Raw genomic sequence first — 16565 nt, forward strand, 5'->3', positions numbered from 1 at the left:
GAAGATCAATTGAACATAGGTGTGTCATCTACGAAAACTCAATAATATCAATTTCCCTAGTGCAACCTCAATAATGAGGTAGATGCAAAGTTTAAAAAGCACAGAGACAGACAAGAGCCAGCGCGCCATTATATCTCAAGGCGGCACTGACACTTATTGATCGTTTCAACTCTTATTAACTGGCTATAACTGATACAATCACCTTGCCTTTAGCGCGTCCTGAAGCGAGATATGAAAAAGCTTCTTTGCCTTGCTCTAAAGAATAGATCTTGTCTATTACTGGAGAAAGAATCTTCTGCCGGTACAGATCCCCCAACTCACTCAGCTGTCCTCCATTAGCTTCCATAATAACCATTCGATAGAGCGCAGATTTGTCCTTCGCTGTCTTCATTAGCTTTCGCGACTTAAGCGCCACTAGCTTGCGAAGCAACCAACCTAGCCCAAGCTCTTCAGCTGTCTGCGGATCTAAAGCCCCTTTAACAGAGACAACGCGCCCACCAGTTTTCAGGACCTGAAATGCATCCAAAGCATACTGACCACCCAAAGTATCGAACACGACATCCATATCAGATAGTAATTGCCGGTAGTCATCTTTTTTATAATCAATAACAAGGTCGGCACCAAGTGCTTTCACCCACTCCACATTCGCGCTACTTGTTGTAGTCACCACGTAGGCGCCTACAGACTTCGCCAATTGGATTGCCATAGAGCCAACACCACCTGAGCCTGCATGTATCAGCACTTTCTCGCCGGACTTCAAACCCGCAACTTTGATCAAAGACTGATAGGAGGTCAGCCCAACGAGCGGAATACCCGCCGCTTCACTATGTGACAAGTTTTCGGGCTTTGCAGCCAAGTGGGAAACACTAACGGTGAGATATTCTGCAATAGTGCCCACATGATCCTCCCCCACCCTGGAAAACACCAGGTCCCCTACACTGTATCCAGCAACATCATTCCCCACTGCTACAACTTCACCGCTGACATCCCGGCCAATACCAACCGGAAATACTTCCCTTCGTACCGATTTAAGCTCCCCCCGCAACATCATGTTATCAACTGGATTTACGCTAGCGGCATGCACCCGAAGCAAAACTTCACCAGCCTTGGGGGTGGGAACCTCAGCTGACTGAAACTCCAGGCTGCTATCAATATCCCCATAGCGAGTCATTTTCAAAGCTTTCATTGGTCATCCTAACAATCGGTTCAACAAACATTGAAAGCGATAGTGCCCATACTGCGACCATAAAAACAGCTGGTAATAGGTATAAGTCTTTTGTCATTTTGGCAATAATGGGGAATATTTTGAGCCGATGACAGACAGTTAGAAGTTGATTATGGACAAAATCAGAGCATTGCGTTACTTCAAGCGGGTGGTAGAACTGAATAGCTTTACTGCAGTTGCTGAGGAATTCGAGGTTCCCGCTTCATCAATCTCTCGCCGCGTAAAAGATCTGGAGCAGTCCTTAGGAGTGGAGTTACTGCAACGCAGTACCCGCCAAGTCAAGGTTACTGAGCTCGGAAAGCTCTACTATTCGATGATAAGTAAAGCAATTCGCCAGCTTGAACAGGCTGATGAACTGGTTAGCCAGACTTTTGAAGCGCCCAACGGTCTGATACGCATCAGCTGTCTCCCAACTTATGGAGAGCAGCATTTAACCCCCCTTCTTGAGAAGTTTGCCCAACGTTACCCCAATATCGTATTCGACTTAACCTATAACGATGACCTGTCCCAGTTAGGGAAAGATCCCGTTGATATTGCGATTCGCGGAGGGTTTGCCCCGGATGAGCATGTTATTGCCAAACGCCTATCGGATAATGAGTTCACCCTCGTGGCCACACCGCAGTTTATCGACAAGTTGGAGTATAGCTTCCCCTTAAACAAGTCGGCGATTGAGTCAATTGCTACCTTGCAATACCGGGGGCCGCGTGGCGTCATTGAGTGGTACATACTCAATGACGAGCACTGGGAGCCCCTGAAGTTGACTCCAAAAGTTATCAGCAATAACGGTAAAGCATTAACAGCAGCCGCCCTCAATCACCGCGGTATGTTCTGCGTACCTTCCTGGAGTATTTGTAACTATCTAGATACAGGGGAGCTTGTACAGGTACCTTGCGAGGGTAAAGTCTCAGTCAGCCCCGGTGGCGATCTGGGAGTATTTCTTCTTTATGAGCGCACTAAATACCAAATTCCCAAAATAAAGCTTTGCGTAGATTTTATCTATGAAAATTTGAATGAACGATAGAAGAATACCAAAATTTTTCGCATTGCTACTTAAATTATATGGGCCAATAATGCTAGCTTGAACAAATCTGCCTTTAAAAAAATCACTCCACCCTCTTTATTGTTCGAAAAAATTTATATTTGACTACAAGCTTATATCCCGCACCCTGTGGACATATAAAAACCTCATAAAACTAAAAATTGATCTACTTCAAGCTGCCCTTAGATTTATTTGGAGGCATATTGATAGGTATGCTAGTTTGAAAAGTAGGAATCATGCCAAAAGTACCTTTAACTATGAGTAGCTAAATGGAGGAGTTAGCACTGATAAAGCCAGGTCAAACCGCTTATATCAGAACAGCCGGCGACATAAGGATTGAGCCATGCCAAGTTATGAAGACTTCATCAGCCTATTAGAAAAAGACATTGAATCAGCCTTCAAAACCTATGAACTTGATTTTAATACGGAGGCCTTCGACAACAAAGCAGGAGCCTACGAAACTGAGTTTGATTTTGAATTTGTAAAACCCAATAAAATCATGATGGTAAAAAGCGGAGATTCTGGCAAGAAAGCAACATACCTCACCTGGGCTCGACAAAAAGCTGTGCCTGTAACTCTAGATAGTAAAAGCCCCCCTTACTTCTTCACCTCCCATCTTAGTAATTGTCGAATGACCTTCAAGTACCATGACGACCAAAGCAAAAGTGTAACGGTTATCCATGTTGCAGGTGATGTTTCCCAGGGGGGGACCATCAAGGGGAGCGAACAAAGAGATGAGTTGGAGAAGATGGTGAAAACTCCCGATGCAACCAAGGAGAGGAGACTCTCAATAGGTGGCCCCAAAGGGGGTAGAAAAGGAGCAAGCTTCAAGAAAAAGCAAGCAAAACTTGGTACCTCATACTACGATACTTGTGCACGGGTATTCGGGGTGAGAGATGGAAACGACCAATGGGCATTTTATACGCAAAATATCGGTCGTAAGGATGAGTTGCTGGGCTTTTTCGAAATCACATAATTCTTGCAACAAACAATCTAAGCTCAGCCCCAAAATCTACTCAAATAGAGCCGCACGAAAAAAATCGTCGCGGCTGCCCCCATTCCCCCCATAATGGAAACTGCATTACCAGTATTAGAATGAGTTAGCGAAACTCCCTCTTGGTAGTAGACCCCCTATCAATTTCTATACTATTGAATAAATTTCCCTAAATGCCATCAACAATGAGATGGGTGACCTAGATATCAAATAATGTGGATTAGTTCAGACCAAATCTGACACATTCCCTTGAAAAAGAGGGGTTTACCGGTTTTGATGAAGGTGCCTAAACCTAAAAGCAAAACCAAGGATAAACCCCATGATCCATACTAATGATCGCATCATCAAACACAAGACCGGATTGCTAAATCTGGCAGAAGAACTCGGCAATATCTCCAAAGCTTGCAAGATGCTGGGTGTGTCGAGAGACACTTTCTATCGCTATAAGGAAGCCGTTTCAAGTGGCGGCGTGGACGCCCTTCTTGAGAAGAACCGGCGCGTGCCCAACCACAAGAACCGTGTTGACACAGCCATTGAAGAGGCAGTGTTAACTTATGCCGTCCAAGAGCCTGCCCACGGGCAGGTTCGAGTTTCCAATGAGCTGCGCAAACGCGGTGTATTTGTGTCCCCTAGTGGTGTTCGGAGTATCTGGTTACGGCACGACCTTGCTAACTTCAAATTGCGATTAAAGGCACTTGAGGCCAAGGTGGCTGAGGAGGGACTGATCCTTACAGAGTCACAGGTTCAAGCTTTAGAGAGAAAACGTCATGATGATGAAGCCTGTGGTGAAATTGATACTCAACACCCAGGTTATCTGGGCTCGCAGGATACCTTCTATGTAGGAACCTTTAAGGGCGTCGGACGTGTTTACCAACAAACCTATGTCGATACCTATGCAAAGGTGGCTCATTGCAAGCTGTATACCACCAAAACGCCAATCACTGCGGCAGACCTTCTGAATGATCGTGTACTGCCATTTTATGCCATGCATGATCTGCCAGTGCTGCGTATCCTAACTGATCGTGGTACTGAATATTGTGGCAAGTTGGAGCAGCACGACTACCAGCTATATCTGAGTGTGAACGAAATAGAACACACGAAGACAAAAGCCAGGCATCCGCAAACAAATGGGATCTGTGAGCGCTTTCATAAAACTATTTTACAAGAGTTCTATCAACCTTCATTACGCCGCAAGATCTATGGATCAATAGAGGACTTGCAAAAGGATCTAGACGAATGGCTCACATATTACAATAATGAGAGAACCCACCAGGGTAAGAAGTGTTGCGGTCGAACTCCGATGGCAACTCTTGAAGATGGAAAAAGTATTTGGAAGGAAAAGCTCGTAAGCTGAATTTGACCTGACAGAGCACCTCCTGAGAAACCGGTAACTGTCAGATCAAGTCTGAACTACTACAAATAATGACTACTCCCCCTTTAGACTTGTGAGCACCCTCATCAGTATAATGAGGGTGTCGATCAATACATTGAAAGAGAATGCAGAATAAACATAACTCTTATATCAGGTGTCTAACTCTGATAAAAAATGCACTATAAATATCTAGTTAGCTAAATAACTGTTTTCGAGCAACGACCACTCTCTAAGAACTGCAGTAAGGTTTCACCAAGTTCTTCATCGGCATCAAAAAATGGAAGATGATGGCTATCTTTAAGTATAGTAAGGCACTTTGGCCCACGATATCGCGCAAAATCATCTTTAACTTGAGAAGGAGTGGTTATTGTATCCTTTTCACCAACCATGAATAATGCTGGAATCTCCAAGCTATCGACCTCAGCATTAACATTTAAGGCCTGAAGCTCCCTCTCCATTTTATCCGCCAAGTTTCCCCGCTGCTGTTGCCACCCAGGAAACTGCTCATTTATCTTTTGATTTGCTATAAAGCCATGAATATCTACCCCGTTTGCGATACCATCATTCGCCCTACTTGCCCACTTTCCGAGTAAAAGATGGTTCTCTTCTGGGTTCTCTTGATATTGCTTCAATTCGTGCATTGCATGTTCATTATTTTCCTGCATTGCCCATTTTAGGGTTGCATCAAGGCTCGTTTTAGACTGAACCTTTCCATTTTGGAATGAGGAGATAAATACTATGCCATCTAATTCTTCTGGATAGTTCCCTGCATAAAGAGCAGCTAAAGCACCACCCCATGAATGGCCAATCAGAGTAAGCTTGTCTTTTTTATAATGGGTCCGGAGAAAATTAACTACATTGCGCACATCCTCAATATTATTATCAATCGTTAAGGTACCTTCCTTAACTTCAGGGGATTTCCCCGCCCCTCTTTGATGCATATAGGCAACTAAATAATCATCTTCCAGAGTTTTCCCAATTTTTACCTGAAATGGAACCAACCCCAACTCCACATCCCCAGGCCCCCCATGTAGAAATAGCAATAAAGGCTTGCCTTCATCTTGCCCTGCAACTTCCACATACAAATTTGTGTCATTACTTTTAATACTCTGGATATCATTTACTTGCTCTCCAACCGCCATATTGGAAAGCAAGGCAACAAATAGAAGAACTAACCGGGTATGCTTAAACATCGATGTAATCACCATATCAACTATATCCTTAAGCAAATGAGCTGAAGTACCATTCGATGGCACACTATCTTTTGTGAAGAGTCTCACAGTTATATCTCAAAGATATAGGAAAAAGAGTCGAGTTGAATTACTTCAAAGATAAATAGTAACTTCAAGCCTCATAACATCAAAGGGCAACCTACCAGAACACCTCTGAAACCCTACTCATAAAATAGATTAGCATCCAACGATAATTGATTAAATGCACATAACTAACCCATTACTGGAATAAGTAAAAGCGAAAAAAGACATTCCTAGTGAATATATAGATCAACCATTCTATCCATTGCTAATCAAAATAGCGTAAAGCAGAATACCAAAGCAAGCTTGTCAATCACTAGAAAGTTGGCTTCTACCGGCACAGCTATTCCATCCGGGTCATGTTTTTCCTACTGCCTAAGAAGCTATTATTGGGTGCTGTTGAAACAACAATACAGCCCTACTCTCCAGTATAAGGCTTGATAATACTATCCAATCAAGCTTTTAAGTAACTTGATTTGAAAGAGGTACACAAGTCCATGTGGCAGGTATTGCCAGCCATCGTTAACTACAAATAAAGGGCGCTTGATAGCTGGCATGTATTGGAATTACTCAAAATTGTGGTTCAAGGCATCCTCAAATGAAACAGACTTAATCACGCTCCTAGCTGTAAAACGATTCATCCTTGCGGTATACGTTGACTTACATCTCTGTGAAGTCCCCAGATCCCTAGCCTTAATCTCATTGGCTATAGCCCAGTGCCATTGAGAATGATATTTAAAAGTTTTATCGGCCAGCTTTGTGCAAAGCTCCCAATCACCAAATCGCTTAACTCTAGTGTCCGGCTCTCCAAGAAAAACTGTACAACCAGTGAACAGAACCGAGCCCGATATGACCAAAATCTTTAGAATTCTCATACTCAATAAACCCAAATGATACTTCATGGATGAGCTTTTCGATATCCTGAACCAAGTCACAGGATCGAACGACATCGCCAGCCCTTATCCATCTCAATTACTACCAGGCGCTCGTAGGGTACCTATAAGCATTCTAGGAGTTCATGAAAATATTAACATATTGTTGATATTTGGTCATATTATTCTGTCTAACATATATAAGGTATTTGCATACCAGTTTAAGTACTACTTGGTTGGTTAATTTTAGATACCTACTAAGTTTAGTGAACGGCCCTTATTAGCTATCCTATCACGCCCACTGAATCGCATGTTACTCAACACTTAAGTCAAAGAAGGTGACTCTAAGAGTGGCCATTGAAATATCGGCGATTTAGCCTGCTATTTATCGGTTACTTGGTTATGCGCGGAGAAGTAATATATGAGCTCCTTTTATACTAATTCATTAATCTAGTTAAACTCTAGAGAATCGGGCCGCCTTAATTCGCAAAGTTACCATAATTAATCACAAACTATATAATCAGCTTATTGTTTTCAACATGATTATCAGCAAGAAGTCAAAGGTCTATCAGATTCCAGCGAGCATTATTTTGGCAATCTATAATCTGTTGATCAATGGCGGCTATTCGACCCCGAATACGCTCCCAATTACTTTTCTTCATTTTCAGCTCATCAGTAATACTTGCACTGTAATCAATAGCTTGATTATCAGCTAAACTTGCTGTCCGAGAGTCATGGTGTTCTTGCCGTATAGTAATCCAAATATTAGGGTCCAGCTCCGATGTATATGTGATGGCCTGACGGAGCTTCGTGGGTACAGATTCTACTCTGACGCTTCCATTTCGATCCGTAAAGTTAAGTACTTTTTGTTTGTCCACATTGACAATATAGAAAAATTTACGATTTTGGTTTAAGACCCAGTTCGCAATACCCTCAAAGGGGATCATCGCAGTATTGAGACCATGACTGCCAATGATCGTATTGTAATTAGAGTAACGGCGTTCATGTAAAATACCCGCGCTTACTCCAATTAGGTGAAGTCTCTCCCAGCTGCGCCCCAATCCAGAATCTCGATCCCCAATTATTGCTCCCAAATCACCGCTAATTAGCCCCATTGTGGAGCGAGCCATATCTCCTGGCAGTGGACCTATAACTCCTGCCTGGTTATGCAGTGATCTATGCACAATCCCTTGTGGAGGATTGAAAGGCTTAGAGCTCGCAAACCAATCAATATCGCCTGAAATATCATACCCCGCAGAACTAACTCTAAAGTACATTATGTCGTCCCTATAATTGAGGAAATTCCGTTAGCAACTAGTTGTCAACTTATAAACTTGGAAAGCGAGGGAAACTATCTGCCTGAAATCAGATAAGCAAATAGTTAAACTGGGGGAAAACTAACAATCCCTCCCATGCCCTGAATATAATATCAGCAATCCTGAGGACACAATCACCTGTGTACTGCGCCGTAAGAAATGACTCAAATTTTGTCCGGCGAGAACCAATTATAAACACCGCCGACACATTATTAGGTACCTATTTAGTTTGACCCAATAACTGCAATAGAGACATTATACGCCGACGTTTTCTGTAGAAATTAAAGTTCGCCCATCGATTTTAACAATGACATTCTCACTACTGATTTGGCATGCTGATCATTATCGGCCACAACAAGTATCGTGGCCGAATTTTATAGGGTTTAAAATTCAGAGGAGTATCCAAAGTGCGGCTATTAGATTCAGTGACATCATTATAAAGTCAGTGATAAAAATAAAACGCATCACGCCTTTAACTTGCCACGGCCCTTCACCTTTTCGGTTTTGTAGGGCTACCGGGACATTGTAAATAAACTGTGTTCCGTGAGTGACAGCAAACACCAGCAGCAACGTAGCGCGTTGCACCTCCGTAGCAAATACTGAGGGGCTGATTAGCAGTAGTATATTGAGTAGCGCCAACGACAGGTTAAAACCACCCAGAAATTTTCCTGATTCTGCCAAGATATTAAATACGGGGGTATCCCTTTGTTCCCTGGGTACCAGTAACTTCGCAAATATATGGTTCCTCAAAGAGAAAACGTTAAATCCCATCAGAAACCAAATCGTGTTTAACACCAAAACAACTTCATAGATCATCAATATCTCCAAGACTTGTTGTTTGCCCGCCACTATGGTCAGTACGTCTATTAAACAAATTTGTACTTACCCCGTAGCAGGGGTTGAACCCTCAGGAATTACTCATTACCGGCCAGAGATCCACTATCTCGCCTTTGCGATAGACCGCAATATCACCAAACTGCAGGAACACGGACTCACTCTGTGTGGGCCGGAGAAAGACCCAGTCGTCTTCATTCAGCAGTACCTTTTTTGAGCCATTCAGCATTTCTTGGTTGCTGGAGCGGCCATAGATGGGGTTGATCGATAGACCTTTTGGTGATTCTGGCTCCGCCTTCCAATAGCCGCCAGATATAAAGAAGCTATACTCCCGATTTGGGTTCAACCAACTAAAGGGTCCGGTGAGCCCTTCTATGCCGGGTATCTGTGTCTGTGACAATTTCTTCAATACCGGACTTGCGATATACGCCGCTGGTAAATGATCAGACAGAGTGGGAATATCAAAGCCCACCGGTTTAACCAGGCACGAGCCAGCGGCAATCTCGTTACAGGGAGCCCAGTCTGCTCGGGATTTGTACAGTTGGTAGGTTGGGCTACCGGCAGCGTTCAAAGTGGCCGCCTTCGGGAATGCACTTCCCAGCTGGATCTTAGCTTGCTCCACCCTGCTTTGGTAAATATCCAACCCCCGAGTGATTGCCTTTTCAGGTCCACCGAGAACACCTGGCATTTTTGCGGCGTGGGCGTCGTAACCCATAAAACCGGAAAATTCCAAATAAGGTTCCCGCTGAATGATAGCGAGCATCGCGGAGAGATCTTCCGCACTGGCAATGCCACCCCGGTGTAGGCCTACATCAATCTCGATATTAATTCGCAAGGATTGTTTGAGGGATCGCGCCAGATCGGCGTACTGATTAAGTCTGCGGGGGCTGTCAACCAGCCACTGTAACTGCCGCGTAGGATCAAAATGCTCCGCCTTAGTGCCAAAATAAAAGGCCTTTGCCGCAGTAATCGGGAGAGGTTTCCCCAGCAAAATATCACTCGCTGGATAAGATTTAATCAGTTGCTGTAGAAATGGCAGCTGGAATACCATAATGCGATTGGTATTTGTTCGCTGAGTAATAGCATCCAGCAGGTTTAGCGAGGGCAAAGATTTAGCCACTACCCGGTAGTCATAGTGACCTCTGAGGTGGCCGGCTAATATATCGGCGTTCTTTTGCAGATTCTCCAGGTCTACGACTAAGGTGGGACCAGAAAAGCTGGCATTATCCAGAGCTTTAGAAACACTGGAGAAGTATTCGCTGTGCCCTCCCTGCCCTTGCGCTTTAGGGCGAAGAACGGCGACACCTGCCACCGCTCCTAACGCGACCCCACCTAGTATTAGCTTTCGTCGCTTGATATCCATTGTGCTTTCCTCTTTGAGGGTTCACTGCTGAGCAGCGTTGCTCAGGTAAAAAGCGTTTTCAGATAGGGGTTTAAGAACTTACCACTGGGGTCTAGCTCTCGGCGAACCTCAAGAAAATCCTGCCACTGAGGGTAGAGCTCGGCAAAGTCCGAGCCTTGTAGCTTGTTTAACTTGCCCCAGTGCGGGCGGCCCCCATATTTGCGCATAATGGGCTCAATGGCCTGGAACAGCGGTAGGTGGTCCTCTTCAAAGTAGCGGTGTATGGCGATGGATACGGAATCTTGCTTATAAAACGGGCTCAGCCAGATATCGTCAGCTTTAACGAAACGCACCTCGATAGGGAAGAAAACATCCAGGTTATTTTCCTCAATCGCTCGACGTATTTCCGCGAAGGCTTTCAAACCGTCCTCACGGGGCAAGTGATACTCCATTTCATTGAAACGTACGTTTCGCTCACTGGCGTAATTCCGCCAGGAGGACTCGACAACGACTTCCCTCTCGATATCTTCCATCGCATTTTGCAGCGCAAACTGACGCAACTTCGGTGACCAACCCAGCCAGTCCCGCACAGATTTCAGGGTCATTACTGCTTCATTAGTATCTTCCCGCTCCGTAGAGAAGATTTCCTCTGTGGTCGGCTGGTGGGAATCAGCCATGCACATCCCAGAAAACGGGATATAGTAAAATTCAAAGTTCCGATTGGCCTCTGCCAGTGCTGGAGCCTGATCCAACACCTCTTCCAGGGGCGCTACCCAAGATTCACGCCGCAAACGGTAGCTGGGCTGGTTCTGCATACGCACCTTGGTCACCATACCCAGGCTGCCAAGGGATACTTGCGCTGCCGCGAACACCTCGGGGTTTTGCTCACCATCACACCAGAGCGTATCTCCTCCTGCGGTCACCAGTTCCATACCCGTTGCATAGCTGGACATACAACCCAAGCCTGCACCGGTTCCATGGGTCGCGGTTGCCAGGCAACCACCTAAAGTCTGCTCATCGATATCTGGTTGGTTAATCAGCGCTTGACCGATATCCTCTAAGGGTTGGCCAATGTCTGCTACACGGGTGCCAGCGTAGATTGTCGCCTGGACCTTGTCGGAATCGTGGTCGGCGACGCCAGTAATGCGGCCCAATGAAATAATTGTGTCGTCAGTGGGTACCAGTGCAGTGAAGGAGTGACCCGCACCTACCGCCCTGACCGTACCTTGCGCTTCCGCAATTATCGTTTGCAGTGCAGGAATATCTTTGGGTGCCAGACGATGGGCCGGCAGACACTCTTGTGAACCAGACCAGTTCCGCCATCGAACACCCGCTTTTTTTGTCGGTGGGGCTGCAGCTTGCAATAAGGTGCGTGCAACTGATGAGATGGGCGCGGCCGCTAATGATGCGGAGCCGATCGCAATAGAATTAATAAACTGGCGACGATTGAACCCCATATCCTTTACTCCGCTGTAGCCATAAAAACAATCAACTGTTCAAACTGCTCGGGGGAGCACTCAAAACAAAGGCCTAGTGGCGGCATACCCTGGAACCCATTGATCGCATTTTCCACCAACACATCCATCCCCTTCTCCATACGGGGCTTCCAGTTGGCCAAATCTCCGGTAAGGGGTGCGGCGCTGGCGCCAGTGCTGTGACAGCTGCGGCAAGTGCGAGTATATATTTCAGCGATTTCCGGATCATTGGGCGCAAGAGACAGCGCTCTTTGGGTCAAAATTGCCCGGCTTTTTTCACTATCCTGTGGAGGCTCAGAACATCCTTGAATGACATTTAGTACCAAAAAAAGAGACAAGAGCTTAAAGCTCCGGCGCAAGACTTCCAGTTCCATATGCGTACACCTACTACATTATTGTTGTTTATTTCTTTTTGGCTATTGCCAAAGCTATCGTGTACATATCGCTGGCACTATTGTTAATCATGATGACTGCTAAAACAACTACTTGAGTTGCCTGTTCTCAATTATTTCTATCGTAATTTATTTGCGTACCACTTAGAGAACCAAAGCCTATGCACATCTCGAAGTTAAAATCAGCATTTATTACAGAGATAAAATGACTCTTGTTAACAGTAGACAGGCTTTGCAAACATCAAAAAGAGCTATTTATATTTACGAATATATAGCCATAAATAGAAACCGCCGACCAAGGTGCCCAGCGGAACATTTAGTACACTCACTGTTGAAAATATTAAAGCTAATTCTGGGGCATACCTTTTATCCAAAAGGACAGCAATGCCAGCAAAGACCCCCAAAATATTCAAAGACGCAAACAGTATTATCATCAACCCCATAAGACTGAATATATTGAATGGCATACTTAAAATTGAATTCCCAAAAACTGCGTATAGGAATAACAATATTGCGCTGGATATCAATAACATCAAAATTGAGTAAGTAATTATCAACCAGCCGGAAACTTTTTCCTCGGTACTAACCATGCGGTGCTCCTGTGAAGGTAAAAGCCCAAGCCTCTTTAGTGATCCTCAGAACATCAGGGCATTGAGAAATGACTCTAAAGTTGCTCCGGTTTCAGTTGTCAGCTAGCTCAACGATCAACATGACTCAATGACATTTATGACACCGATGGCGACTTTGGGCTGCCTACCCTTCTACTTTAGGCGTTGAGTATCAACAGGAACAGGAATACCCTAATGCTTTTCGATCAGGTAGGTATTCAGTGGTTAATAGAGTGCTAGCTTCTCCAAAAGGACCAGAACTGTCAGAGTTGGTCCAAGGCTACTGGCGTGTGAGTGATTGGAATTTAAGCCCTCAGGAGCGCCTGACATTCCTAAAGCAACATATAGATAAAGGGGTTACCACCGTAGATCATGCTGATATTTACGGAGATTACTCCTGCGAACAGTTATTCGGCGAGGCCCTTAAGCTGGATAGATCTGTTCGCAATCACATCGAGATTGTCACCAAATGCAATATCAAATTGCTTTCTGAAAAATATCCAAACAGGAAAGTTAAGTACTATGACTCCAGCGCTGAACATATTCAGCACTCGGTTAATAACTCCTTAGCCCACCTCGGTGTAGAGCACATCGACATCCTGCTTCTTCATCGACCTGATGTTTTGATGGATGCAGATGAAATTGCCAGCACATTCGCCGAACTGCAGAAGTCCGGTAAGGTATTACATTTCGGCGTTTCCAACTTTACCTCCCAGCAATTTGATTTGTTGCAGTCCCGCCTGAGTTCACCACTGGTGACAAATCAGGTCGAGATTAATCCTATCAATTTTAGCGCTGCAGAGGATGGAACTCTGGATCAACTGCAGCAATATAGAATTCATCCTATGGCTTGGTCCTGCTTAGCTGGAGGGGAAGTTTTTAGTGGATCAAGCACCCAGGCAACACGGTTACGAATCACCCTGGAAGATATCAAGGAGGAAATCGGGGCAGCCAGTATTGACCAGGTAATCTATGCGTGGGTACGACGCTTTCCCTCCAAGCCCCTAGCAATTATGGGGTCGGGAAAAATTGAGCGCGTTCAGTCGGCGATAGAAAGCCTGAAACTCAACTTGAGTAGAGAGCAGTGGTATAGAATATGGACCGCCTCTAAGGGGATTGAAGTTCCCTAGATCCAGCTTTCAGCCTAACAAATTATTGATTACTTGGCTTACGCAAAAAATAATTTATTAAGACTAACCTCTTGCTTAACAATTGGGTGGTGTAACTTTAATTCGGTTACACCACCCATCAACCAGACAAGTATATTTGTTCTACGGCCCCATCTGGCTTGACCACTGCATCAAGCGTCCCTGGGACATATTTTTATTTTTCTCATCCCCATTATTCATGAAAGATGCCAGTTCGGTTACCAGATTTGCCTTTCGCCACTCATAAAGAAAGCTTGCAAGCACATGGAATGCAGCATCTGAACAGTTGGAAATGACTTGCAGCTGACCATTATTATTCCCCTCAAGGGAACTCAAACGCTCCATCCACTTTCCTGGGGCAAATGCATAATGGTATGAGACTCCGATATTATTGAGGTGGGGCCCGAAACCCTGGGTACCCAAAAGATCTTGCTGCAAAAAATCTCTGAAATTACCATGCTGTGTCTGGCTAACTTGCAGGCCATAATACTGAGCTGTTGGGTCTGCATTCATCCCTGTATCATCACGCCAACGACCAGCAATAGGCCTCATACTATTGTGACGCCCGCCCACTGAGCCTTTAAATGCATCCCAAGAACTGTTGGGGTCCCAACCTACAATAGTATCGATAACACCATTGTGACCTGATATTAATGCCGTGTGACCATTCCATGTTCTACCCAGAGAACTTTCCACCCCACCATTATTCCACCACTGCGCGTAAAACCTGGAAAAAAGAGAACCGTATGACCTCAAACTGGATACAAAACAAATACCTGCAAAGTATCCTCCACACGCCCTAGGATTAAAACCTCTTCCGCTCATCGCCCACATCCTCCATAACGACTATGAAATTTTTTGCCAAAATTGTTATTTAATATTTTGACAATTCAAGAACTCTTTCAATTCATCGCTAAAGCCACTGAATTATTATTTTTATTACTCAGGACCTAATGAAAATTGACAGACTTTCTATATAACTCGAGATTATTTGATACCAAATCTGGTACTACCGTGTCAACACGGGAAATATTTCAAGCTGAAGTGAAGGGGTAACTGAGAGGCAAAGTAAAATAGGAGTTATGTATCCTCTAAAATTTATCAGAGAATCGCAAACAACCCAATGGGCCCATAATAAAACTCAAGATATGAAAAGATATAAAGCAGTTATTAGATATTATTTGCTTATCACCAAATATAGTTGAATCATGAAAATTAATAGGAAATTACAAAACAACAACCATAAGAGAACTCACATACTAAAAACTCCCGCATAAAGGATTCCTTTTATAGGCATAGCTGTACAAGGAAGACTCAAAAGGCTGAGGGAAAGCTACTCTAAAGATCCTTTCTCTCATCCACAATCGCCTTTAACTTTCCCTCTCCAACCTGCTCAATCGCATTACTCACGAGCTACTTGAGCTAAAGATTTCACTCCCCCCTACTTACTTGAGCAAAGATTTAAATGGGGATAATGATTGCAAATTTCAGCCATATTTCGAAATAGATAACTTTACATATCTACAGTTCTAGGCAATTACCGACTGCTTATCGGACAAATTGATGACATTCCAATTAATTAACCAATAGACATCAAGAGAACAAAGATAAAAGAGGATAATTCGACTGATTTTGAAACTTCACTTTTGGCTCACCACATCAATGGCGTAGAGTCAGGCGAGCCCCAAGAAAGAATTTACTTATTAGCCACATCGATCGCAGGGTTACCAAGTGCACTGTTTAGAACAGAGGCCAGGCGAACTCCCCCCTGCTGCAAACGCTTTTCAAGGGAGTCCTGACAGCGCAGAAAGTACTTTTCCCCAAGTTGTGTTTCGCTGGTATAGGCGAGATCATGGGCTAAGTGATGAGACTCCCGGGCCCAAACTTCGGCCGAGGTAGACTGCCAGATCTGCCTCTCAGCCGCACTAATTTTATCCGTTTGCTCCCGAGCATAATCTTGCCAGTCTAAAAACAAACGGGCGACCATATGGATGTCCCAGAGCGCATGTAAATTCGTTTCGACCCCATAGAATTGGACTTCCACATCATTACCCCCTTTATCTGAAAATAATCCGGTATGTAATGGCTGATGAAGGTCGCCAATAAAGTGGGCGATAAACATCAGTGCTTCTGCACGCTCCGTCTTGGTGCGCGAGCGATCGGCCAATACTTCCTGATATCTTTGAATCGCCTTCAATATGCATCCTGCAGCTGGGCAATCCCGCTTCTCAACATAAGCAGACCAGTCTTGAGACAAGTTTATATAGTGAAGCGGCGCAGCCCAGTTATAAGTCTCATCAGACCTAATTCGATCCGCCCAAGTTGTGGATTCAGCTAGGTGCGGCTCACCGACTTCAACAAGGAGCAACTCTATTTCGGCGGCTACCTCCGGGTCCAGGTAATGCCAGGCAATTTCTCCAACGACCCTGTGACCATCATCTCCCCAAGCGTGTGCTTGTGTCATAGCTGTGAGTCCGAATAGTGCAACTGCTATACGGGCAATTATCAATCGTATGCTCATTGGGCATGTCCGCCAGAGTAAATTTGCTGCGTACTTTAACGCCAGTATGTGACAAGTTCACGGCTGTAATAATTTATTTATATGTGCACTACATAATCGCTTCAGCTCTTAGGCAGTACCCAATAAAAATCACATAACAGTCTCCATTGGAACTTGGAACCTAAGTTGCAAGAG

The 16565-nt window shown here is 44.6% G+C and carries 14 protein-coding genes; 4 read left to right on the plus strand and 10 right to left on the minus strand.

Annotation, left to right across the window (positions count from 1 at the left end; genetic code table 11):
• Positions 1 to 175: 175 nt before the first annotated feature.
• Positions 176 to 1186: an NADP-dependent oxidoreductase gene (locus tag ACJJIL_RS10690; RefSeq protein WP_445361931.1), complete on the minus strand. Its 1011-nt coding sequence runs from the start codon at positions 1184 to 1186 to the stop codon at positions 176 to 178.
• Between the two features lie 151 nt (positions 1187 to 1337).
• On the opposite strand from ACJJIL_RS10690, the gene ACJJIL_RS10695 reads away from it, so the two are divergent.
• The 3 genes from ACJJIL_RS10695 to ACJJIL_RS10705 all read left to right on the plus strand — a co-directional run bounded on the left by ACJJIL_RS10695 (position 1338) and on the right by ACJJIL_RS10705 (position 4612).
• On the plus strand, positions 1338 to 2246 hold the full coding sequence (locus ACJJIL_RS10695; RefSeq protein WP_444917080.1) for a LysR family transcriptional regulator: 909 nt from the start codon (positions 1338 to 1340) through the stop codon (positions 2244 to 2246).
• A 361-nt stretch (positions 2247 to 2607) separates the two neighbouring features.
• Positions 2608 to 3240, plus strand: coding sequence for a hypothetical protein (locus ACJJIL_RS10700; protein ID WP_444908381.1), 633 nt, complete (start codon positions 2608 to 2610; stop codon positions 3238 to 3240).
• Between the two features lie 337 nt (positions 3241 to 3577).
• Positions 3578 to 4612, plus strand: coding sequence for an IS481 family transposase (locus ACJJIL_RS10705; protein ID WP_445359737.1), 1035 nt, complete (start codon positions 3578 to 3580; stop codon positions 4610 to 4612).
• Positions 4613 to 4827: 215 nt separating this feature from the next.
• Here ACJJIL_RS10705 and ACJJIL_RS10710 read toward each other — a convergent pair whose 3' ends face one another.
• The 7 genes from ACJJIL_RS10710 to ACJJIL_RS10740 form a co-directional block, all read right to left on the minus strand.
• Positions 4828 to 5823: an alpha/beta fold hydrolase gene (locus ACJJIL_RS10710; protein ID WP_445361932.1), complete on the minus strand. Its 996-nt coding sequence runs from the start codon at positions 5821 to 5823 to the stop codon at positions 4828 to 4830.
• A 1489-nt stretch (positions 5824 to 7312) separates the two neighbouring features.
• Positions 7313 to 8032 (minus strand): hypothetical protein, encoded by a 720-nt coding sequence (locus tag ACJJIL_RS10715; RefSeq protein WP_444941819.1) that lies wholly within the window; start codon positions 8030 to 8032, stop codon positions 7313 to 7315.
• Positions 8033 to 8461: 429 nt separating this feature from the next.
• Complete coding sequence (locus tag ACJJIL_RS10720; RefSeq protein ID WP_413665710.1) at positions 8462 to 8887, minus strand: hypothetical protein; 426 nt, start codon at positions 8885 to 8887, stop codon at positions 8462 to 8464.
• 91 nt (positions 8888 to 8978) lie between these two features.
• Entirely contained in the window at positions 8979 to 10268 is a 1290-nt protein-coding gene (locus ACJJIL_RS10725) for a DSD1 family PLP-dependent enzyme (protein ID WP_445361933.1), read from the minus strand.
• Positions 10269 to 10309: 41 nt separating this feature from the next.
• Positions 10310 to 11704 (minus strand): FAD-linked oxidoreductase, L-gulonolactone oxidase family, encoded by a 1395-nt coding sequence (locus ACJJIL_RS10730; RefSeq protein WP_444941821.1) that lies wholly within the window; start codon positions 11702 to 11704, stop codon positions 10310 to 10312.
• 5 nt (positions 11705 to 11709) lie between these two features.
• A complete protein-coding gene (locus tag ACJJIL_RS10735) occupies positions 11710 to 12096 on the minus strand; it encodes a c-type cytochrome (RefSeq protein WP_445361934.1) in 387 nt (128 codons plus the stop codon).
• A gap of 269 nt (positions 12097 to 12365) precedes the next feature.
• Positions 12366 to 12704 carry a hypothetical protein gene (locus ACJJIL_RS10740; RefSeq protein ID WP_413665706.1) on the minus strand — a complete coding sequence of 113 codons (339 nt, stop codon included), beginning with the start codon at positions 12702 to 12704 and terminating at the stop codon, positions 12366 to 12368.
• Between the two features lie 239 nt (positions 12705 to 12943).
• Here ACJJIL_RS10740 and ACJJIL_RS10745 point away from each other — a divergent pair, with 239 nt between their 5' ends.
• Positions 12944 to 13852 carry an aldo/keto reductase gene (locus ACJJIL_RS10745; RefSeq protein WP_445361935.1) on the plus strand — a complete coding sequence of 303 codons (909 nt, stop codon included), beginning with the start codon at positions 12944 to 12946 and terminating at the stop codon, positions 13850 to 13852.
• Between the two features lie 141 nt (positions 13853 to 13993).
• Here the strand turns inward: ACJJIL_RS10745 and ACJJIL_RS10750 are convergent, their stop codons facing one another.
• Both ACJJIL_RS10750 and ACJJIL_RS10755 read right to left on the minus strand, forming a co-directional pair.
• Positions 13994 to 14566: a hypothetical protein gene (locus ACJJIL_RS10750; RefSeq protein WP_413665704.1), complete on the minus strand. Its 573-nt coding sequence runs from the start codon at positions 14564 to 14566 to the stop codon at positions 13994 to 13996.
• Positions 14567 to 15566: 1000 nt separating this feature from the next.
• Positions 15567 to 16391, minus strand: a complete 825-nt coding sequence (locus ACJJIL_RS10755) for a S1/P1 nuclease (RefSeq protein WP_445361936.1) — start codon at positions 16389 to 16391, stop codon at positions 15567 to 15569.
• Positions 16392 to 16565 lie beyond the last annotated feature (174 nt).

It is taken from the genome of Microbulbifer maximicatervae (SeqCode), assembly GCF_052468095.1.

Coding starts and splice junctions, on each gene's coding strand:
- ACJJIL_RS10690 (WP_445361931.1), bottom strand. CDS start 1,186: ATGAAAGCTTTGAAAATGACTCGCTATGGGGATATTGATAGCAGCCTG.
- ACJJIL_RS10695 (WP_444917080.1), top strand. CDS start 1,338: ATGGACAAAATCAGAGCATTGCGTTACTTCAAGCGGGTGGTAGAACTG.
- ACJJIL_RS10700 (WP_444908381.1), top strand. CDS start 2,608: ATGCCAAGTTATGAAGACTTCATCAGCCTATTAGAAAAAGACATTGAA.
- ACJJIL_RS10705 (WP_445359737.1), top strand. CDS start 3,578: ATGATCCATACTAATGATCGCATCATCAAACACAAGACCGGATTGCTA.
- ACJJIL_RS10710 (WP_445361932.1), bottom strand. CDS start 5,823: ATGTTTAAGCATACCCGGTTAGTTCTTCTATTTGTTGCCTTGCTTTCC.
- ACJJIL_RS10715 (WP_444941819.1), bottom strand. CDS start 8,032: ATGTACTTTAGAGTTAGTTCTGCGGGGTATGATATTTCAGGCGATATT.
- ACJJIL_RS10720 (WP_413665710.1), bottom strand. CDS start 8,887: ATGATCTATGAAGTTGTTTTGGTGTTAAACACGATTTGGTTTCTGATG.
- ACJJIL_RS10725 (WP_445361933.1), bottom strand. CDS start 10,268: ATGGATATCAAGCGACGAAAGCTAATACTAGGTGGGGTCGCGTTAGGA.
- ACJJIL_RS10730 (WP_444941821.1), bottom strand. CDS start 11,704: ATGGGGTTCAATCGTCGCCAGTTTATTAATTCTATTGCGATCGGCTCC.
- ACJJIL_RS10735 (WP_445361934.1), bottom strand. CDS start 12,096: ATGGAACTGGAAGTCTTGCGCCGGAGCTTTAAGCTCTTGTCTCTTTTT.
- ACJJIL_RS10740 (WP_413665706.1), bottom strand. CDS start 12,704: ATGGTTAGTACCGAGGAAAAAGTTTCCGGCTGGTTGATAATTACTTAC.
- ACJJIL_RS10755 (WP_445361936.1), bottom strand. CDS start 16,391: ATGAGCATACGATTGATAATTGCCCGTATAGCAGTTGCACTATTCGGA.